The sequence below is a fragment of the Sneathiella sp. genome (assembly GCF_047631475.1).
Lineage (GTDB): Bacteria > Pseudomonadota > Alphaproteobacteria > Sneathiellales > Sneathiellaceae > Sneathiella.
Genome location: NZ_JBLHZT010000013.1, coordinates 60,694 through 80,856, shown reverse-complemented (window position 1 = coordinate 80,856; position 20,163 = coordinate 60,694). Strand labels below are relative to the sequence as shown.

15 protein-coding genes are annotated in these 20,163 nt (G+C 48.8%); 2 read left to right on the top strand and 13 right to left on the bottom strand.

Annotated features, from left to right (window positions below):
- Positions 1–21 precede the first annotated feature (21 nt).
- Positions 22–1,497 carry an adenylate/guanylate cyclase domain-containing protein gene (locus ACJAYR_RS07680; protein ID WP_415236058.1) on the top strand — a complete coding sequence of 492 codons (1,476 nt, stop codon included), beginning with the start codon at positions 22–24 and terminating at the stop codon, positions 1,495–1,497.
- A gap of 88 nt (positions 1,498–1,585) precedes the next feature.
- Here the strand turns inward: ACJAYR_RS07680 and ACJAYR_RS07675 are convergent, their stop codons facing one another.
- Positions 1,586–2,491, bottom strand: coding sequence for a hydrogen peroxide-inducible genes activator (locus tag ACJAYR_RS07675; RefSeq protein WP_415236057.1), 906 nt, complete (start codon positions 2,489–2,491; stop codon positions 1,586–1,588).
- A 247-nt stretch (positions 2,492–2,738) separates the two neighbouring features.
- On the opposite strand from ACJAYR_RS07675, the gene katG reads away from it, so the two are divergent.
- A complete protein-coding gene (gene katG / locus ACJAYR_RS07670) occupies positions 2,739–4,889 on the top strand; it encodes a catalase/peroxidase HPI (RefSeq protein ID WP_415236056.1) in 2,151 nt (716 codons plus the stop codon).
- A 168-nt stretch (positions 4,890–5,057) separates the two neighbouring features.
- On the opposite strand, the gene ACJAYR_RS07665 is transcribed toward katG, so the two are convergent.
- The 12 genes from ACJAYR_RS07665 to ACJAYR_RS07610 all read right to left on the bottom strand — a co-directional run bounded on the left by ACJAYR_RS07665 (position 5,058) and on the right by ACJAYR_RS07610 (position 19,581).
- Positions 5,058–6,413 carry a TRAP transporter large permease gene (locus tag ACJAYR_RS07665; protein ID WP_415236055.1) on the bottom strand — a complete coding sequence of 452 codons (1,356 nt, stop codon included), beginning with the start codon at positions 6,411–6,413 and terminating at the stop codon, positions 5,058–5,060.
- A complete protein-coding gene (locus ACJAYR_RS07660) occupies positions 6,413–7,630 on the bottom strand; it encodes a TRAP transporter small permease subunit (protein ID WP_415236054.1) in 1,218 nt (405 codons plus the stop codon). Before ACJAYR_RS07660 ends, ACJAYR_RS07665 begins: the two co-directional genes overlap by 1 nt.
- A 77-nt stretch (positions 7,631–7,707) precedes the next feature.
- Entirely contained in the window at positions 7,708–8,808 is a 1,101-nt protein-coding gene (gene dctP, locus ACJAYR_RS07655) for a TRAP transporter substrate-binding protein DctP (RefSeq protein WP_415236053.1), read from the bottom strand.
- 355 nt (positions 8,809–9,163) lie between these two features.
- Positions 9,164–10,636: a hypothetical protein gene (locus ACJAYR_RS07650; RefSeq protein WP_415236052.1), complete on the bottom strand. Its 1,473-nt coding sequence runs from the start codon at positions 10,634–10,636 to the stop codon at positions 9,164–9,166.
- 67 nt (positions 10,637–10,703) lie between these two features.
- Complete coding sequence (locus ACJAYR_RS07645; RefSeq protein ID WP_415236051.1) at positions 10,704–12,134, bottom strand: hypothetical protein; 1,431 nt, start codon at positions 12,132–12,134, stop codon at positions 10,704–10,706.
- 11 nt (positions 12,135–12,145) lie between these two features.
- Positions 12,146–12,754, bottom strand: a complete 609-nt coding sequence (locus ACJAYR_RS07640; protein ID WP_415236050.1) for a hypothetical protein — start codon at positions 12,752–12,754, stop codon at positions 12,146–12,148.
- Positions 12,748–14,838 carry an ATP-binding protein gene (locus ACJAYR_RS07635; RefSeq protein ID WP_415236049.1) on the bottom strand — a complete coding sequence of 697 codons (2,091 nt, stop codon included), beginning with the start codon at positions 14,836–14,838 and terminating at the stop codon, positions 12,748–12,750. Before ACJAYR_RS07635 ends, ACJAYR_RS07640 begins: the two co-directional genes overlap by 7 nt.
- Positions 14,835–15,557 (bottom strand): DUF4255 domain-containing protein, encoded by a 723-nt coding sequence (locus tag ACJAYR_RS07630; RefSeq protein ID WP_415236048.1) that lies wholly within the window; start codon positions 15,555–15,557, stop codon positions 14,835–14,837. The genes ACJAYR_RS07635 and ACJAYR_RS07630 overlap by 4 nt, the downstream gene beginning before the upstream one ends.
- Entirely contained in the window at positions 15,557–15,772 is a 216-nt protein-coding gene (locus ACJAYR_RS07625; protein WP_415236047.1) for a hypothetical protein, read from the bottom strand. Before ACJAYR_RS07625 ends, ACJAYR_RS07630 begins: the two co-directional genes overlap by 1 nt.
- Positions 15,765–16,523, bottom strand: coding sequence for a hypothetical protein (locus ACJAYR_RS07620; protein WP_415236046.1), 759 nt, complete (start codon positions 16,521–16,523; stop codon positions 15,765–15,767). Before ACJAYR_RS07620 ends, ACJAYR_RS07625 begins: the two co-directional genes overlap by 8 nt.
- A 37-nt stretch (positions 16,524–16,560) precedes the next feature.
- Positions 16,561–17,097, bottom strand: a complete 537-nt coding sequence (locus ACJAYR_RS07615; protein ID WP_415236045.1) for a phage tail protein — start codon at positions 17,095–17,097, stop codon at positions 16,561–16,563.
- Positions 17,098–17,112: 15 nt separating this feature from the next.
- Positions 17,113–19,581: a phage tail sheath family protein gene (locus tag ACJAYR_RS07610; RefSeq protein WP_415236044.1), complete on the bottom strand. Its 2,469-nt coding sequence runs from the start codon at positions 19,579–19,581 to the stop codon at positions 17,113–17,115.
- Between the last annotated feature and the right edge of the window lie 582 nt (positions 19,582–20,163).

Below are 20,163 nucleotides of genomic sequence, written 5' to 3'. Positions count from 1 at the left end.
ACCTGGGGAATGGGGGCCGCAATGGACGCTTCAATGGCGTTAAAAGACTCTGAGGGTACCGTTAAACGATCAATTCTACGGCAAGATAAAGCCTCTATCGAGGATGAGATCCGTATCGTACAATCCGTACAGACCCAACGAAGTATGCCCGTTTTGATAATTGGCAATCTGTTGGGCATCTCCATAATCACCTATATGAACCCCTCTGCAGTTATCGATAGTTCCGCCATTTATCCATTTGCCCTCATTGGACTGATGGTTTTATTAATAATCAGAGGTTTCTTTCGCCTGAATGGTCGCCCCCGCCCGACCCGCGTAAGCTTGAGACGTATTCGAACCATCTATTTCATGTCATTTATTCTTGGAATTTTTTGGGCTGCAGGCGTCGTTCTAGTCATACCACATCTGAGCCAAGTCCATAATATTGCAGTTCTCATCTCCATGTTCTTTATATGCTATGGCGCAGTCGCCCTTCGACCCAGCATGCCGATATCTGCAGCTTTGTATATTCTTCCCTTTTTAACAGCCACAGTTATCAGTGCTTATCTCCATAACGTTCTAGAACCCGGCCTTCTGGCCTTTTATACCTTCAACGGGCTTTTTGGCCTCGGACTGTCGGCTTGGCAGAATTGGCGCGATACCACTGAAGCTGTGCATTTAACCCTTGAACGGGTCGCGGTCGAAGCCGAGCATATTCGGGTCTTGGAGACAATTTCAAAAGGGCTTGGAAAGTATATGTCCCCGCAGCTTTACCAAGCAATTTTTAGCGGTGAACAAGAAATCGAGATCAAGTCAAAACGAAAGAAACTGACCGTCTTCTTTTCCGACATCGTAAATTTCACGGAAATTACAGATCAGTTGGAACCTGAAGAACTGACAACGTTACTCAATGAGTATCTAACAGAAATGTCAGGCGTCGCGCTCGATCACGGTGGTACGCTTGATAAATTCATTGGTGATGCCGTCGTTATTTACTTTGGAGACCCCAAGAGTAACGGCGTAAAAAACGATGCCACAGCCTGTGTCGAAATGGCGATGGCCATGCAGAAACGCCTGACAGTTATCCAGCAAGATTGGAAAGATCGGGGACTGATCGATCAACCGATCCAAACCAGAGTGGGAATTAACACGGGATACTGCACGGTCGGAAATTTCGGTAGTGAAGAAAGAATGGATTACACTATCATCGGAAACACCGTGAATATGGCTGCCCGGTTGGAAACCCGTGCGCAGGCAGGTGGCATTTTGATCGGCAATGAAACCCACTCCTTGGTGAAAGACTGGATTTACGCCGAAGAACAAGAGCCTCTTGTCATGAAAGGATTTCGCAAACCCTACCGGACCTTTAAAGTAATCGAAGCACCTGATGTCCTGAATAATACCGATCACCTGTTTCATCATCAATCGACCGGCGCAACCATAACAATTGATAGAAACTTGATCGATAAAACCAAGGTCAAGAAGACCCTTCAAAAAGCCCTTGATCAACTCGACTAGGCCAGAAATTACCGAGTTGATTTCCTTTCGTTTCAATGGATAGTCACGGGTTAAATTGTCGGTCAACCTTCAATCGACGGGCCTGAATTCATACTTTGCTAAAGCGCGGAACCAACGCCTTGCCCAATTGCTCGAACTCTTCCCGGCGGTGGGTAGATTTCCGCCAGACCAACCCAATTTTTCGGGCGGATGGCTGTTCAAGGGGAACCAGTGAAATTCGGGCGTCGCGCACCACTGAACTTTCCGTAGCAAGTTCCGGTAACAGGGTAACCCCCATATTGGCCGCGACCATCTGAACAAGTGTAAACACACTGGTTGCAGCAAACTCTGTATGATTTTGATGCTGTTCCAACTTGCAAACCTCAAGCAGATGCCCTCTTAGACAATGCCCTTCCGCAAGCAATAAAAGCGGTTCACGGTCCAGCTTTTCCTGAGAAATAGACGCCATTTGCGCGAACGGGTGGGTATCAGAACAGGCAAACTGAAAATAATCGTCAAAGAGAATTTGCACATCCAACTCCTCAAGGCTGTAAGGTAAGGCAATCAATGCAACATCGATGACCCCCCGCCGCAACTTATCAAGCAGTGGTTCGGTTTGCTCCTCTCTTAAAAACAATTGTAGTTCTGGGTGTTTTCGCCACATGTCAGGTAGGACACTCGGCAAAAAGAAAGGCCCGATGGTCGGAATAACACCCATATGCAACGCGCCCGTTAACGGCTCCCGTTTACGGGCACTGGCAAGTTCCATTATTTCTTCTCCCGACCTCAATAAAGATCGCGCCTTGCCTGCAACTTCCTGACCAAAAGGGGTCATCATCACCGATCGATTTGTCCGTTCTGCGAGGGCGGATCCAAGCAGAACTTCTAAATCCCGGATGCCCGCACTCACCGTTGACGGCGTAACATTGCAACAATCTGCCGCCCGTCCAAAATGCTTCTCCTCATCCAAAGCGACCAGATATTCCAGTTGTTTCAGGCTTGGTAAAATCTTCATCTTCTTCTCAATGTTCGGAAAAACAATACGTTACAGTAAAATAAGATCATTTTACCACATATTCAACAGGCGCTATCGTTATTGCATAGAGTGAGAGACAAAACGACGGGACGAAGAAAGGGCTGATCGGCTGGTTTGCTAGATACCCGAATTTGAACGGCCTTTTTGCCAAAAAGTACATCAAAGCTTGAATAATCGAAATCAAAGGGCAGCTGTATATATGCAGCCCAACGGAAGGAGAGAAATTATGAGTACAGGAAAATGCCCGGTGATGCACGGTGGTCTTACCACAGTCAGCAAAACCAACACAGATTGGTGGCCGAATGCTCTAAACCTGGACATCTTGCACCAGCATGACACAAAAACCAATCCAATGGGTGACGACTTCGATTATCAGGCAGAGGTCCGCACTCTGGATTTCGAAGGGCTTAAAAAGGATCTGCATACCCTGATGACAGATAGCCAGGACTGGTGGCCTGCTGATTGGGGAAATTATGCTGGCCTGATGGTCCGAATGGCGTGGCACGCTGCAGGATCTTACAGATTGGCAGACGGCCGCGGTGGTGGCGGTACCGGGAATCAACGCTTCGCCCCACTAAACTCTTGGCCGGATAACGTAAGCCTCGACAAAGCCCGCCGTCTCCTTTGGCCCATCAAGAAGAAATACGGAAACAAAATTTCTTGGGCAGACCTGATTATCCTCGCAGGTACGGTTGCCTACGAAGCGGTTGGTTTGAAAGTCTTCGGCTTCGGGTATGGTCGCTCCGACATCTGGCATCCTGAAAAAGATATATATTGGGGAGCCGAAAAGGAATGGCTGGATCGCAAGCGCTATGACGACGATTCCAATCCGCAGTCATTGGAGAACCCTCTCGCGGCGGTTCAAATGGGTTTGATCTATGTAAATCCGGAAGGTGTTGGCGGGAAACCTGATCCGTTAAAAACAGCGAAAGAGGTCCGTGAGACCTTTGCCCGAATGGCAATGAATGACGAGGAGACGGTTGCCTTGACGGCAGGCGGTCATACGATTGGCAAGGCCCATGGTAATGGAGATGCCGAGCTGTTGGGACCTGATCCGGAAGCTGCTGATGTGGAGAACCAGGGCTTTGGCTGGAGCAACCCATCGGGAAAAGGAAAAGGTCGGGATACCATCACCAGCGGTATTGAAGGTGCATGGACGAGCAACCCGACAAAATGGGACAATGGCTATTTCGAAATGTTGCTAAACCATGAATGGGAACTGAAGAAAAGCCCGGCAGGCGCCTATCAGTGGGAGCCGGTCGATATTGAGGACGCCGACAAACCGGTTGATGTAGAAGATCCCTCTATTCGCTGTACTCCCATTATGACAGATGCGGATATGGCCATGATCAAAGATCCCGTTTATCGCAAAATCTCGGAACGGTTTTATCAGGATCCTAACTACTTTTCAGAAGTCTTTGCCCGTGCCTGGTTTAAACTGACACATCGCGACATGGGTCCTAAAGTTCGGTATATCGGCCCGGATGTTCCCAAGGAAGATCTTCTCTGGCAGGATCCAATACCAGCAGGAAGTACACATTACGATATTGACGCGGCAAAAGCTGAAATCAACGCAAGCGGTTTGTCGATAAGGGAAATGGTTTCAACGGCATGGGATAGTGCCCGAACCTTCCGCGGATCCGACATGCGCGGCGGTGCAAATGGCTCTCGTATCCGTTTGGCCCCACAAAAGGACTGGGAAGGAAACGAGCCTGATCGTTTGAACAGGGTCCTGTCCGTTCTGGAACCGATCAGCAAATCAGTTGGTGCGAGTTTAGCCGATATTATCGTTCTGGCAGGCAATGTGGGTATTGAACAGGCAGCCCGTGCATCAGGACACGCGATCACAGTGCCTTTCTCCCCCGGTCGGGGCGATGCGGATGAGGAGGCAACAGATTCTGACTCATTTGACGTACTGGAACCGATCGCGGATGGTTATCGCAACTGGCTCAAGAAAGACTTTGCAGTAGCGCCCGAAGAACTCCTGTTGGACCGAACACAACTTATGGGGCTCACGGCTCCTGAAATGACCGTACTAGTGGGCGGATTGCGGGTATTGGGAACCAATTACGGGGATACCGATCATGGCGTTCTGACAAACCGAAAAGGGCAACTGAGCAACGACTTTTTTGTCAATCTGCTGGACATGAACTTCGCTTGGAAGCCAGCCGGTAAAAACCTGTATGAAATTCAGGACCGGGCAACGGGGTCGGTTAAATGGACGGCAACACGCGTTGATCTGGTGTTTGGCTCAAACTCCATTTTGCGCGCCTATTCAGAAGTCTATGCCCAAGATGATGCAGAAGAAAAATTTGTAACGGATTTTGTCGCCGCCTGGACAAAAGTAATGAACGCAGACCGGTTTGATTTGGCCTGAATGACCGTCACAGACAATAGCCCAAAAGCCACGGGAGAGTCGTTCCGACTCTCCCGTTTTTACAGCAAAAGCGAAGCCTGCAAATCAATCTCAACTCCTCCGCTGAGACGCTCCGAACCTGTCCCGATCAGACTGGGACAGAACGTTTTTCTTCCCTAAGGCTTCCCGCTAGCCATACACAAGATTTGGCAACCATGTAATGATTTGCGGAAAGTACATACAAAGCGCCAAGCCCAGAAACTGGAGACCCAAAAAAGGAAGAGCCGCTTTAAAAATATCGGACATCGGAATATGATCTGGCGCAACCCCTCGCAGATAGAAAAGTGCATACCCGAACGGTGGCGATAGAAAACTCATCTGCATGTTTACCAGATAAAGAACGCCGAACCACAAAACCAAATCCCCGCCGCTTTCTAAACCAAAAGCTGCCGCCCCCAGCCCTTTAATAATGGGAACAAAAATCGGCACACATAAAAGCAGGATACCGACCCAGTCGAGAAACATGCCGAGAATAATCAGCAAAATTTGCATCAGGATCAGAATGCCCCATGGTCCCAGTCCGGTGGCGGCCAATGATTCTGTTACAAATGTCTGCCCCCCTTCCAGCACATACAGGCCAACAAAAATGGTCGCACCAAACATGATCCATATCACCATGGAGGATGCTTTAAGAGTTGTGATTACCGCTTCACGCGCGGTATTCCAGTTTAACTGGCGGTGCAATGCGGCAACAATAAACGCCCCAAAGGTTCCGATACCTGCTGCTTCCACAGGCGTGGCCGCACCAGAAAACAAGACGGAAAACACTACAAGTATTAAAATAATAGGGGCCGCCATTCGTTGGAGTAACGACAGCTTTTCGCGAAAACTTATTCTCTCGGACACCGGAATGGGAGGTCCTTTTTGCGGATCCAGATTAGAGGCGACCGTCACATACAAAATGTAAAAACCGGACAGCATCAACCCTGGAATCACGGCTCCGATAAACAATTCTCCGACCGACTGCTCTGCCACAACAGCGTAGATGATTGCCAGAATTGAAGGCGGAATAAGGATCCCTAGCGTTCCCCCTGCCATAATCGAGCCCATGGCAATTTTTGGATCATAATTCCGCGCAAGCATGGCAGGCAGAGCGATAATACCCATTGTCACAACAGCGGCCCCAATGACACCAACCATGGCCGCCAAAATAGTTGATGCAATAATCGTCGCCGACGCGAGCCCTCCTTTAAGCCCCCCCAACAACTTGTAGATTACATCAAACATCTCCTTAATGAGACCCGCTCGTTCCAGCATTGCAGCCATAAAAATAAACAACGGAATTGCAGATAGCTGATAGTCCGTCATCAGCGGAAATATCCGGCTTGGAACAATGTTTAAAGTTTGCGCATCTCCGAGCAAGAACAGAAACACGCATGCAAGACCGCCAGTGACAAAAGCCAATGGTAAGCCGGCCGCCAGAAGCAACAGCAAACTTCCAAACATTATCAGCGTCAGCCACCCAATTTCGATTTCCAACCCCATCAGGAAGCCCCTCCCTCAACAGAGGAAGGATCCATCACAATCTTTAGATCCTTCAAAACAATGGAAATACCCTGAATAATCAATAATAGACTGCCAACAACCATCACACATTTAACGGGCCAATACTGGATCGCCCATTCGGTGAAGGAAACTTCGTTTTGACCGATGGCATCTAAGGAGAAAATGTAACTGGTAAAAAGAAGCGTGCCGGCAAAAATGAAGAAGAAGATCGACGTCAACAAATCAACGCAGGCTTTGCCTCGGGTTGAAAATTTGGCATAGAAGATGTCGACCCTGACATGACTCCCTGTCAGCATCGCATAGGCACCAGCAACCAGATACTGCATGCCAAACATTAAAAACATGCTTTCATGCGCCCAGTTTGTTGGGCTGTTAAACACGTACCGAACGACAACTTCATAGTAGTAAACAAAAACCGCAATAATGGACCAGAAGGCAACAAATTCACCGCTGAACAATGAAATTCGATCCAATATTCCGGGTATTCCGCTGCCCACAAACTGACTGTCTTCCTCGACCGGTTCGCGAACGATCTCTTCCAGATCAGTTCCATTGCGTTTTTCGACTGCCTTTCGAAGCAACCGCGGGATCAGAAACAAATCCAGCAATAAAATAAGCCCCGTTATATAGCCCGCATACAGCGCATAACTGTCCCAGCTAGCGCGTTTTGCTTCCGCAGCTGTTGCCGTTTCCTTCAAACTTGGGATTTCGGATTTTATTTCCTTAATACTGGTCTTGTTTTTTTCGATCTTTGCGGCTTCTTTTTCAAGGCGAGCCTGATGCCGTTTAGCCGAAGGTGAGCCCTCTTCAGCGGATTTCAAACGCTCCGATGTATCCTTGATTTTCTGCTCGGACTTTGCAATCGCCTTTTCTTTACGGGCGATTGAACTATCGACAACCTCCAAAGCTGCCGTTGCGTTCGAATATTCCACCCGTGCACTGCGTTCTATCGACGACGCATACAGAATGAGGGCAAATAACGGCCAGAAAACAAGCCCCAGCAAATTTCGCAAATAAAGGCGATGCAGCCCGAGAAAGCCACCGACCAACCAGACAAAATATGCAGTTCCCAGCGAATATCCCGTCTCGTTCGGTTGCCGTCGAGATCGGCGCGCCAAATACATTGCGACCAAGGGAAAAATGATGAGCCCAAACCAGTAAAGCCAGTGGGGCATGACGAAGTCGACGCTCGGCATCTCTTCGTTCTCCTACTCTGAATAAAACATAGAAAAGAAGGGTCGGCATGTGCTGACCCTTCAACCAACGGAAGCTATCAGTATTTCAAGCTATAATTTTCCACCATTTCCGGTGTTACATAGCCCAATGACCCTGACATCATATAATCCAACTGCACTTTGAAAATCCGGGCAGCGTCGGCATCTTTATTGGCCCACGCGAACCACCTCTCAACAGCAACTTCCGTCAAAGCTTCTATGTCATCCTGAGACAGTCGGGTCACTTCGGTCCCTTCTTCCTCAAACTTCTTCCAGGCTTCCTGATCTGCTTTCTGGATTTTGGCATGATGCTCAATTGAGTAAGATTTGACTTCCATCTCAACAAATTGCTTCATCGCCGGACTCAGTTTTTGCCAAGTATCCATACCAACGGTAAGGTCCATCAAGTCAACAGGCTGATAAACCGACATAAAACCTGGAGGTCCCATAGAGATGTAATCGGTTACCTGACCAAAGCCGAGAGCATGATTGATCGCTGGCCCAACATAATCGGCAACGTCAATCGTTCCTTTTTCCAAAGCCGGAAAAATTTCAGAGCCGGGCAACAATGTCGTTTTGGCCCCAATCGCTTGAAAGACCTCTGCAACCATACCGCCTGGCAGACGCATTTTACGACCTCGGAAGTCATCGATTGATCGAATAGGAACCTTGGAATGGATGATATTTGGTCCATGATGGATCGGGCCTACATAATACATACCCTGTTTTGCGAACACGTCTCGCGCCATTTCAAGGCCGCCCAGCCCATAGAAGAAAACGTCCCATTCATGCGGATTCCGCAATCCCAAGGGATAGGAAGACAGAAACACAGCCGCCGGAATGCGCCCGGCCCAATATAGGGTAAATGGATTCATGGCCTGCAACACACCATTTTTCACAGCATCAAAAAGCTGAAAATCCCCCACCACATCTTTCGCACCAAAGGGAATAAACTCTAATTCGCCCCCCGTCTTTTCTTTAATTGAGCCACACCATTCTTTAAAAATATTCAGTCCAATGCCGCCAGGCCAGGACGTTTGCACCTTCCAGGTTGTTGTATGTCCCGCAGCGGTTGCAATAGCTGGGGCGGCAAATACCGCGGCCCCTGCCGCAGCAGTTCCTGTAAGCAATTTACGCCGGTTGAGTTTCTTTTCTGTCATCGAGACCTCCCATTGAAAGATTATTATGCGCCCGACTCATCAACTCCCGTTTCTTTTTATAGTTAAAAAAATCATACATTATATTTATCAAATACAAAGATTGGAATTATTGGAGGCTGAATAAATTCCACATGATGGAATAGGCACGATCTGCTACCCCTGCGCACGCCCTCCTACGAAACCTTGCTAATAGGACCAAGAACAAAAACGCTTCGCCCCTGACCATACAACGAACGTTACCTGCTGGACGATCTTAGGATGGCAAAAAATATCAAGATGGCCGCTCTTTATATCCGCCCCCTCTTTTATTTATAAGGGGGAGCTGGTATTGAAATGACTGCCTGATATGCGTTTTCTAACAAAGTGTCGGCCGATGGTCTCCGGTAATCGCACAGTGGTAGTTATAGGCCGCCGCCAAGATCCTTTGTTGGTCATCTGTGAGCAATGATGTACCGCTGGTTGGATTGTCTCTTTCCAAGCTCCGCAATGCCTTGCTCGCCGCTTGTGCCGACGTTAAAAGAGTTTGACGATGATCTTCAACGCCCAAGGCCCGCGAATCGAAATTTTGGCGCACCTGATCGGCCATTATAGTTGCATGCGCGGGATTTGGACGCTGATCAAGCGGAAATTGAACTGTCGACGCAGCTTTTCCCAAATGCGCCCCAAATTTATTTTCAAGAATTCCAACGTGATGCAAAAGCCTTGAAGCGTCACTGGACGGCAAACTACCCGAGCTTTCAAAATCGTCCTTATCGGAACCATTGCCCTGCAAGTCCGCTTGCATCCATTGTCGTTGAGTATCAAGTGCTGCCTGTCCCGTTTTTGTCGACGGAAACCAGTTACCCCAGGTTGGAAAGCGGGCATCCGTGAAAGCCGGTCCGACCATGTTAACGCCGCTCCGGTCAGGAACCGCACCATACCCACGCCTCCGACCTCTTTTCAATTGACGGTGATTTTTCTGCAGTTCCGCCAAAACATCACTTTGATGATCCGCTAAACGTCTCTTTTCGGGTGCTTGCACCCCTCCCATTCCCTTTCTCTTGGCTCGCTTCCCACCGAGAAGCAGGGGTAATTTATCTGCATAGGAAGCGGGTAATCTGCGGCGGTAAGCTTCCTGCGGATTTGGATACATCAATGCGTCATGAGCCTTCCGTCCTGTTGCAAAGGCCTCATCCTTGCTGATATGCAGCCTTTCTCCATCCATCAGATGATCAAATACAACGGTCCCCTCCTTGTCATGTTCGTCTTCACGCCGGATCAACTTAAAACGCCGAACCAGTAAATGTCCGGTTTTTGGGTGCAGAACATCCGTGATCTTGGCATGAACCAGTGATTGCTGCCCATTTTGAATGCCTGCCGCGTGGTTCAACTTGCGGGCCGCTTCGCGCATGGCAAGCTCAATTGCAAGCTGCTCTGTATTTTGCGCCCTGGAGGCTGCTGGCGCGGAGAGTTCATGATCTGCACCATAATCGCCATGCCCCAATGCATGAGAATTTTCCGCTGCGACCCCTTGTACAGGATGAGTAGCGCTCTGGCGCGCATCGTCTCTGAGTTTCTCTTCAAGTTTCTGCCTCGCAGCGACATGCCCAACGCTCCATGCTGTGCGCGGTGCTGCACCTTCCTCACCAAAAATAGGAATTCCCGAGGTTTTATAGCCAGACCACCGACCGGACCGGTCTCCTTTATATTTAGAACGGATATTAGAGGTATCTTTGTATTGTGAGAGAAGCGTTGCATCGTCGCGTTTGTGCGACCGGGGTCTGTAATTTCCCGGAAACCGGACATGCAAGCGCCCCAGATAAGCCGGTCTGTGATCATAGTGTGCCATTCACATTTTCCTTTCACCCAACGCAACGGTGTATCTAGCTTTAAATAAGGGTCCCTTCAGCAAGCCTTCATTTTCCGACAATTTTCTTCCGCAACGCATCGACTTCTTCCAGCATTTTTTGCTCATCCGGCCTTAAGAGGGTCCGGTCCCCCCCACTTTTTTTTGCAATTGAATGTGCTTCCATCAATTCGGTTTGGTATTTGCCAGGATAAGTCCGTATTTCGTCCAGAGAAGGTTCTCTCGTTCCCAAATGACGCTTAAAGGCTGCACGAATGGATTGAACCCCCCGAAGCAGGGTGGTATCCCCATCTGCAGGAACGGACCCAGACGTTTCAAAACGCGTATCTACCGCTTCAAAGGCTTCATCTGTGCTGATTTGCTGATCTTCATCATCATCCTCGGGCACATCTGGATGATGCCCAACAGCCCGACTTCTCATCTCGCGTAGCGCACTTTCTCCCGTTAAAGTATTATCATCCAGCCGAAGAAGATCATCTGGCGGAAAGGCGGCATCTGTAAAGGCAGGCCCCACCATATTAACCTTTGCCCGATCCCTTGATTGCGCCCGTTCCCAGATGTTTTTAGGTTTTGCCTGCTGAAGTTCTCGCAATACTCGATACTGATGATCGCGAAGCTCTGTCGCTGTCGGGGCAATCACATCTCCCAACCCCTTTCTACCGACACTTTCATTATGCGGTTTACGGGCGGCAACAGGATCCTTGGTCAGGGCCTCATGAACCCGTTCTCCCAGCCCAAATGCCTCATCCCGGCTAATATGCAAGCGCCGTCCATCCATCAGATGATCAAAAACCACCGTTCCTTTAGTGTCATTCTTATCTGCGCGCCGGATCAATTTGAAGCGCCTCGCCATTAATTGCCCGGTATGCGGATGTAAAACATCGGTTATCTTGGCATGTACCAGGGATTGATCCGGGCCCACTCCTTTTTCCGCATTTACTTTCTCCGCCGCAGCCCTCATCGCCAACTCAATGGCAAGCTGTTCCGTATTTTGAGCCTTGGAGGCGGGAGGGGCTGATAAGAGATGATCTGTTCCATAATCTCCATGTCCCAAAGCATGGGAGTTTTCGGCCGTGGCATGATCTGCTAAAAACCGATCTGAATAAGCTCCGGTCCCACCAAGACGGGCATGTTCTTTTAGTGCTTGTGTCGTGAACGAACGCGTTTCCGTATGCCCATATGACCACCCGACCCGTGCAGCGGCATCATCGTTACCAAAAATCGGGATACCGCTTGTATGGCTAACCTGATCATCTTCCGTATCTATCCGTGCATCAGGTGCCGGGCTGAACGCCCGCTTTCCCTTGTATTTAGACCGGATCAAACGTTTATTCTGATCACGATACAATGAGGCAAGCTCTGCAAGCGGTAAAGTCTCTTTGGGTTTGGAATTGTCAAACGCAGCGCCATGAAGCCGCATATGCAGACGCGACAGATAAGCAGGTCGATGTTTTACAGCTGGCTCATCCGCTTGCATCATTTGCCCATCTCCTAGATCTTTCCGGCTTCGTTTTCTTTGAAGCGTTGATAACTGACAAAGCTTTCGTAATTGGCATTCCCTGGGCGGACGTCATCATAGGTGATTGCGCGCAAACTGATTTGGATGGTTGCCCGGATTGGATTTAGCGCCTGATCAAACATTTGTTCCTCCACGCTGTAACTTTCCATCACAACCGGCACTATTCTCTTTTGCCCCCAATTCAACAAAACCTGCGGCGCAATAAAAGGCGCAACCTGTAATACGCCATTGTCCAGACTAGTCTGATTGGATTTCACAACTGACAATCGCGGGTATAACAGCAGTTCCAGTGCACTTAACAACGGGTAGATACCATCTATCACGGCGGCCTTGTTCTGGGATTTGCTGGGCAAATTATCTAAAGCATCGATTTCTACCTGTAGAGAAAAAACCTCATCCGGCGCTGTTCCATAGCGGATACTTCCAGAATGACCTCCGCTCTGGCCACCCACCAGGTTTGGTTTCAACTCTCGTTTGACCAAGTTCGGATTATACTGAAATGTGATTGATTGTTGGCCCCTACTTTGGGTCAAGGCTTTGCTGGCAGGGGGAATGATATGCAAAGATCCTTTTTTCAACATTCTAACAACCTCCGCAAATCCTGCTCTGTCAGTTCCCTATCGGACTTTTCCATCTCCACCTGTGCTGCCCCTAATAAATCCTGTAGTCTCGGCGATCCATTATCCGCTTGGGCGCGGTACAGGGCGCGCCTGATCACATTTCTGATTTGCGCACCGTTCAGGGTCAGCCGGGATAATTTCTCAGGTTCTGGAAAGGAAGCTTTTGCCTCCTTAGGAAGGAGCGTATGCCACAGGCGAGTCCGAAGCTCTTCGGATGGAAACGGAAAATCAACGACATATTGCAGACGCCGTAAAAAGGCATCGTCTAGATTTTCCTTCATATTCGTAGTCAGGATCGCAATACCGCGATATTCCTCCATACGCTGAAGGAGGAAACCCACCTCCATATTGGCATGTCGGTCACGGGAATCTTTAACATCCGTTCGTTTAGCAAAAAGAGCATCCGCTTCGTCGAATAAAAGGACAGCCCCGCCTTTTTCCGCCTCCTCAAATATCCGAGAGAGGTTTTTCTGGGTTTCACCAATATATTTGCTGACAAGCTGCGATAAATCGATTTGATATAAGTTTAAGGATAAACTGTTCGCCAGCACTTCTGCGGCCAGTGTCTTACCCGTTCCGCTTGCCCCCGCCATCAACACCGAAATACCGTTCCCACGTTGAAACGCTGGCTCCAAACCCCAGTTTTTTCGAACAGCAGAGCGGTTTTTAAACTGTGAAATAACCTCTTGCAGAATTGTTTCTGTCGCACGGTCAACCACCAAAGTGGAAAAATCGGCGTTCACCGGAAGCGCGCGGGCCAGTCCTCTGAAGTCTGGTGGATTCGCTTGACAGGCGGCTTGCCACCATCGTATCCGCCACTTTTCCGGTTCAAGAATTTGCCCAATATTTTCCATGGTCAATGTTGGATATTCGATAGCGAGAAACGCAAAAAACCGAGCGTAAGTGGCAGAAATATCACTTATTGAAACAGAAAAGCTGATTGATAGATCAGCGGCAATCTTCTGATCTTCGTCCCCATCCGCAATGACAGCATTTTGTTCACTCGCCACATCCGTTAGTAATTGACACCGCGCGTTAAACAAAGCCCGCGCCCAAATCTCTTTCAGCTCCGCATTGGTTGGCGGGCCAATATCGATCACCGTCATCGCATAACCCTCTAACCTTAGGGGCTCCGAGACCAATAGGATGACTGTACACCGTGCATGCATCATAAATTGTTGAAGAAAGAAACACTGTGCGCCAAAATCGCGATCTGTGGGGTCCAGAGTTGTGGCATCCAAAATAAGCTGGTTTCGATTTAACGCTGCCGATAAACGCCACCTCTTCACCAAATCAACAATTTCGGCCGCTGTTGCCGGCAAATACTGGCTGAAAAACAGAAGGCCTTTCCATCCCACCTGTTCTGACGCAGAGGCGGCAATCTCAATCTGGCTTTGCCGTTCAGATCCAACCAGTTGAACGATCGCGTCTCCCATCCGCAATTGATGAACCGTCATTTTCACGATTTTTTTGTGATCGGAGGACAAACTTTCGTTGTTCTCGACGGCAACTGATGTCCCCGAAAAAACCGGATCATAATAAGTACCGGTCATCAGGAATCCTAAGACGGCCGGATCCAGGTCCACGTTCGCATCAAACAAAACATCACCCTTTACAGTGATAATTCCATTTCGCAGCAAGGGCGCGTCCGACAGGAAATGCGCATGGGTTCCGCCCTCGAACAACGACAGGGAAACAGCAACCGTCAACGGATTTCTTGAAACAACTAATCCCTGAAGATCACGTAGCATATCGCAGATATGACTATCCACTTGGCTGAGCAAACTGAGTAATATTACCTGACATTCAAAGGTGTCCAAATTTCCAAAAACTGCCAGTTCCTGCAAATAGGCCGGTAGATCTTCAAAATTTTGACCCGGTAGTTCCCGCTGTAATTTTTCCACTTCCTCCTTGCCATCGGGCATACAAATCGCTTCCAGATAGACGGTAAACGAAGTCGCGGCCGCCCGGATCGACGCATCATTATCCAGCTCATCATGCTGAGTGATTTCCGGGGTGTCTGGAACCGGGGGCTGATGCATCATTTCGTGCCCCTCCGAAACGTTTTAAAAACCCGGCGAAAACCAGTTTCAGGTGGCTCTTCCTGTTGGACAACAATTTTTTGTTCATCCGTCTGGACCGGCGGTTCTTTCTCGGTTTGCATTCTGGACGTTAAGGTAAAATCACGTTCCTGAACCAGGTTAGCAGGGCCAAGTTCTAAAGGCTCGGTAACCAAAACCGCTGTTGCCTTGTAAGCTGCTGACAAGACAAGCGGAACTTGCGGAAAGGTTTGCCAAAGCCGCGATAGCTCATGAACAGACATATTCTCGATACTTAATGCAACTTCATGATATTGAACCTCAGTTCCGCTATCCCCGACAGCTTTTTTAAGCGATCCCGCATCGATGAACGGCTTGGCATGCAACGCACTCATAGTAAGGCCCATCAATAGCTGGCTTTCCAGTTTGTTGCGCTTGTCATTTCCATAGAAGCTCAGCAGATAAAAAAGATCCAATGCAAGGGACGGTGCCTTTACATGCTTTCCGTCTGAAAAAGTCGGGACATCTCTATTGCGCAACGAAGGATTGGGTTGGGCGTGGAAAAGATAAACATTCACCCGCGGATTTTGACCGTGCTCTTCCTTATCTGGACGGCTGGTTGTGACATGGGCATGTGCAACAGGTGATTGAGGAGCAGAAATTGCCCGCTGAACACTGAGAGCAAAAGCTTGTGTCACCCCGCCGATCACCCGGTAATCGCCCATTAATCGGTCCCTTCGATCACTTGCTTCAGTAAATTCTGTTTATGGCTATTGGAAAAAATCTTTGGTGCCGGTTGCGCAATCAATGAGGAATTTCCCGGATTAATAATCGAATTCAGGCGGGATGTTTTGCCGGTCAAAGGGTGAGGATGTACGGGAGTTGCCAGAGGGGCAGACTTCCTTAGGCGCGCCAGAATATCGTCAAAATAATCAGACATGGTGCTGCACCAACTGCTGGGCATAAGCCCGGCGGCGAACAGATGAAAGTGCGATGATATCAGTCTCGCACCATCCATAATGTTGCGCCAGAAGATGAATCTCCTTCAACATAAGGTCATGTTCGACAGTCATCTCCTGCCATAAAATCTGGGTTATTTCCAAAAAGGCCTGCCAAACGGAACCGCAATCCGGACAGGTCAGTTTAAACGCAACGGCATATAGCGGATCTTCAAGAGCAAGAAAATCAGATAGTTGATCGATCCAGTCTGGATGGCGTTGGCTCAAAGCCATGATCTCCTGATTTTCACCCTGGTCATTATGAACTAACACAAGGCATTTTGTTGCCATGTAATGCCGGACATCCTCTTCGGCCATAGAGTCAGGGACTTCCGACAGGTCCAAAGCGCTTAACGGCCGTACATGTAAAGCCCAATTCCCCATTGTTAACGACATTTCTGTTTTGGTACGTTGGATCTGAGCGGAGACTATTTCAGGAATTGCAACCGCAAACTCATTTTTTGCCTGACAGTTTGTACAGGTCGTAGAGAGCGTTAAATCAGGCCCAAAGAAGGTACGACGCAATTCAAGAAGGAGCCGATCACGCTCTCCAAGAGGTAAGTTCGCCAATTCAGACCAGCTATATTCAGGATATCCCCAAGCCAGAAGAAGCTGCGCCCGATCAAGGTCTGAGCGCCCTTCTCCTGCTTCTTTCAGCATAACAAGATCGTCGATGGTAACGTCTGCGATCATGACCGTGTTTCCTGAATATTATCTGGCTTGTCTGAAACTAGTTGGAAGGGTCAGTAAATGAAGGCTCTTTCTGTTCCTTGACAGAAGGATCCCGCTCCCACCCTTCGTTCTGTATCGTCATCGATTGCATGGCAAACGCGTTCCCGCCCGCATCCAGATCACTGATGGTCTGATAGTCAGAAACCCAGGCATTATAAACGTTATATGCCAGAACTTTCTGGCCCGCTTCGTTGTACACTTCGATGGAGATATTCTTACGAAAATCTAACAAAGAGGTGTTTTCTCCAACGGCACTTTGTGAATTTGTTACGTCAAAAACCTTGTTTGCCCATTGCTCAAACACTGGATCATAGGAAACCCCACGTTCAACTGAAATCGCCTCGTAAGACGTTTGGCCGGGCGCCAGATGTTCCACCGAAGGGTCCCCCCCCGATCGGTGTTTAATAACGTCCGTTTTGCGTGATAGAGCCCCTATTTTAGAGACCCCCGCAACATAATTTCCATCCCACTTTATCTTGAACCTGAAGTTCGGATAAGGCGTCAATCGCTGAGGGTTTTTCGAAAATTCAACCATTTTATATCCTTCCTATCAGGCGCCAGATGATTGCTGAACCTGCTGCACGGTGATGACAACAAATTCGGCGGGTTTAACGGGAGCAAATCCAACCTGCACTCGAACGATCCCGTTCGCCTGGTCTTCAGGTGTTGTCGTAGAGGCGTCACAACGCACGAAATAAGCCTGTTCAGGTTTCGTGCCGACCAGCGCACCATCCCGATATAACCCTTTCATAAAACTACCTATATTCAGTCGCAGCTCAGCCCAGAGTTTTTCATCGTTCGGTTCGAAAACAGCCCAACGGGTGTTCACTTCCAGCCAGTCCATGATGTAAAGCAACAAACGCCGAACCGGAACATAGCGATATTCATCTGCCAAAGCAGTTGCACCGCGCAGCGTGCGAGCGCCCCAAACAACAGTACCGCCAACAGGAAAAGTTCTCAGGCAATTGATCCCCTGTGGATTCAGCACCCCGTCATCGGTGTCACTCATTGCAATTTCGAGCCCCGCAACACCATCAATAGCAGAGGTTAATCCGGCAGGGGCCTTCCAAACTCCAACACTGGAATCCGCTTGAGACCACTGGCCGGCCATCGCACCTGATGCAGGGAAACAGCGTTTGGCACCGTTCAACAACGAGTCCTCAATCACTATTCTAGGGAAGTACACAACCGCTGACCGACCTTCAGGCGCCCCATATCCACCCAAATCGTTTAGGGAAATATTCGATAGATTGCCACCCTTGTATTCCGTCGACCATTTTACCGGTGGATCAATGATCAACATGGCATTCCGCGTGACACAAAACGACGCAGCCGTTGAATAGATCAGATTATCCGTATCTCCATTGGTGTCATCAGGTGGGATGCATAGGATATTAAAGACAGGCACTTTCTTAAGCGCATAAATTCCTGCTTTACCATTTTCATCCCCGATATAATCGTTGATCTCAAGCGGCTCCGAATCGATCCCGCCCGACGCCGTTGCGGAAGCCCCGGCCATGGGTGGTTCGGCAGGCAGAACCGCCCCTGAAAGCAAACGGACAAACATGGACCCGTCATCCAAAACAATTTTTAGATTATTAGAGCAGCTTTTATTGTCTTTATCCGTTGTTTTAAGCGTAACAGCCATATGGTTTTCATTGGCAACCTGACCATCTGGCGTTACATAACTGACCACCAGATTAAAAAGATCGGCTTTATCCAGCTTCTTTTGTTCAGCAACCTGTTCCGTAATTCCGTTCGTATTGATACTGACGCTCAACACGTCGTTCGACCATGCCCCTGGACTGGCCGCCTGCAACCGCAGATCTACGATCGGTTTCCAATTATTCTTCAAGTAAAGAATGGCAGCCTGTACGGCACCAGCCATCGCATCCAACGCCGTATCGCCAGCGGCCCCATTGGCAATGGCAACACCGGCTTTATTTGATCCCGCGGCCGTCACCATCGCTGCCTTTACGTCGGACGCCTTTAACGCAGAGACACCAGTGGCAAATTTATCAGCCCCGGCTTTTAGAGTGGCTGATGCGCCACCCGTGGTATTTCCAAAAGCCTGTAGCGCCGTTTTGAAGGCCGTCAGTTCCTGGGTTTGTTCGGTAGAGAAATGCGAGGTATCCAGGTCCCCAAGCTGGGTTAAAACTGGATCAACAACATTTTTTAAAAGAGTGTTGCCAACAGCACCATAAGCCCCGGCGGCGGCTGAAGTTGCGGGTTGGTCAGTCGTTGCCGGTGCCGTCGTCAGACCCGTCACCAGATCTGCTGCCACAGCCCCGGTCAGTCCCCCGGTGAAGGCAGAGACTGCTTTTTGTCCCGCGACAATCGCTGCCTGACGGTTGTTGGGAGCCATAGTCGCTTGCCCTCCAACCCCAAACATCATCGCCGAAATTGTTTCGTAAGCACCATTTGCAGAATTGACATCCAGCAACCCGGTAAAGGCAGGGAAGGACGGCACAGCGGCAGGCGCCGCCGCCTCCAAGACTGTTATTGGGCTCGGAGTATTGGCTTTCCCTCCACCTGATTTCGGTTTTGTCTGGGCGGCCATGTCCGCATCAAATACCTGCTTGACCTGTCCAATATACCACTGATTGATCCCCATTTCAGAAGCCTGGGTCGCCGCTAAAAACGTCTCAATATCTTCCTGTGTGGGCTCAGTTTTGAACTTGCTTTTCGCGTCCGCAATCAATTTCTCACCTCTGGCGGTCAAGGCCTTTACAGCATCAGGGCTGGAAATATCAGGAGAGAAACACCGCACCATAAGCGCCTGGCTGCCGCCATTATTAAAAAATTGCTGAACGCTGTAACTAACCGTACTGTTCTGGTCCAAACCACCAAAATACTTTTCATACTCTCCGAAATCGTTGAGAAGAATGGGCTCATTTACGGGGCCCATCATCGCGCGCCCGACGAATGCTGTCAGAGATGTCGCCACTCCCTGATCGCCCGGCGCCGGGCTAATAATCGGTTCGACATAGACACCCGGATAGGTGAGTTGAACAGTCATTTCAGTACCCCCTGCTATAGGATTTTTGTAGTAAAAGCCGAAAAATATTTTGATGTTTTTCTGCTCAGGCCAAGGCCCGGTCACACAATCATTCAACTTCCTTTTAGTTGAAGTGATGTTCAGTAAATCATCTTTTTATACTTTACTTTTCAATCATATGCCGCAATTATAATGCAAGTCTAGGTAAAAAATAATTTTCTGTAAAATACCATATTTCGGCTTTTTCTATTATCTGAATACCAATAAGCAGGTCCGAAATAGCCAACTTTTTACAATAAGTTACGCTAATAATAGACAGTATTTCGGGGGTGATATGGCTACTTTTGGGGGCAATGGACGCTACAAAAATTCTAAAATTTTAACTATAAAATCCAAAAATAATGAGATAAATCAATATCTATCTAGAAGATTTATTCCACAATATGACCCTACATACATTTTAGGAAGCCAGATTGTTCAAACCGGTGATCGACCGGACCTAGTGGCCTATCGCGCTTATGAAAGTTCAACCAGCTTTTACCTCATAGCCGACTACAACCTATCCGTGAACCCTTTCTCATTAACGATCAAACCGGGACGCCC

Excerpts from the sequence above, each read along its gene's own strand:
- ACJAYR_RS07680 (WP_415236058.1), top strand. The coding sequence starts at position 22 with ATGGACGCTTCAATGGCGTTAAAAGACTCTGAGGGTACCGTTAAACGA.
- ACJAYR_RS07675 (WP_415236057.1), bottom strand. The coding sequence starts at position 2,491 with ATGAAGATTTTACCAAGCCTGAAACAACTGGAATATCTGGTCGCTTTG.
- katG (WP_415236056.1), top strand. The coding sequence starts at position 2,739 with ATGAGTACAGGAAAATGCCCGGTGATGCACGGTGGTCTTACCACAGTC.
- ACJAYR_RS07665 (WP_415236055.1), bottom strand. The coding sequence starts at position 6,413 with ATGGGGTTGGAAATCGAAATTGGGTGGCTGACGCTGATAATGTTTGGA.
- ACJAYR_RS07660 (WP_415236054.1), bottom strand. The coding sequence starts at position 7,630 with ATGCCGAGCGTCGACTTCGTCATGCCCCACTGGCTTTACTGGTTTGGG.
- dctP (WP_415236053.1), bottom strand. The coding sequence starts at position 8,808 with ATGACAGAAAAGAAACTCAACCGGCGTAAATTGCTTACAGGAACTGCT.
- ACJAYR_RS07650 (WP_415236052.1), bottom strand. The coding sequence starts at position 10,636 with ATGGCACACTATGATCACAGACCGGCTTATCTGGGGCGCTTGCATGTC.
- ACJAYR_RS07645 (WP_415236051.1), bottom strand. The coding sequence starts at position 12,134 with ATGATGCAAGCGGATGAGCCAGCTGTAAAACATCGACCTGCTTATCTG.
- ACJAYR_RS07640 (WP_415236050.1), bottom strand. The coding sequence starts at position 12,754 with ATGTTGAAAAAAGGATCTTTGCATATCATTCCCCCTGCCAGCAAAGCC.
- ACJAYR_RS07635 (WP_415236049.1), bottom strand. The coding sequence starts at position 14,838 with ATGATGCATCAGCCCCCGGTTCCAGACACCCCGGAAATCACTCAGCAT.
- ACJAYR_RS07630 (WP_415236048.1), bottom strand. The coding sequence starts at position 15,557 with ATGGGCGATTACCGGGTGATCGGCGGGGTGACACAAGCTTTTGCTCTC.
- ACJAYR_RS07625 (WP_415236047.1), bottom strand. The coding sequence starts at position 15,772 with ATGTCTGATTATTTTGACGATATTCTGGCGCGCCTAAGGAAGTCTGCC.
- ACJAYR_RS07620 (WP_415236046.1), bottom strand. The coding sequence starts at position 16,523 with ATGATCGCAGACGTTACCATCGACGATCTTGTTATGCTGAAAGAAGCA.
- ACJAYR_RS07615 (WP_415236045.1), bottom strand. The coding sequence starts at position 17,097 with ATGGTTGAATTTTCGAAAAACCCTCAGCGATTGACGCCTTATCCGAAC.
- ACJAYR_RS07610 (WP_415236044.1), bottom strand. The coding sequence starts at position 19,581 with ATGACTGTTCAACTCACCTATCCGGGTGTCTATGTCGAACCGATTATT.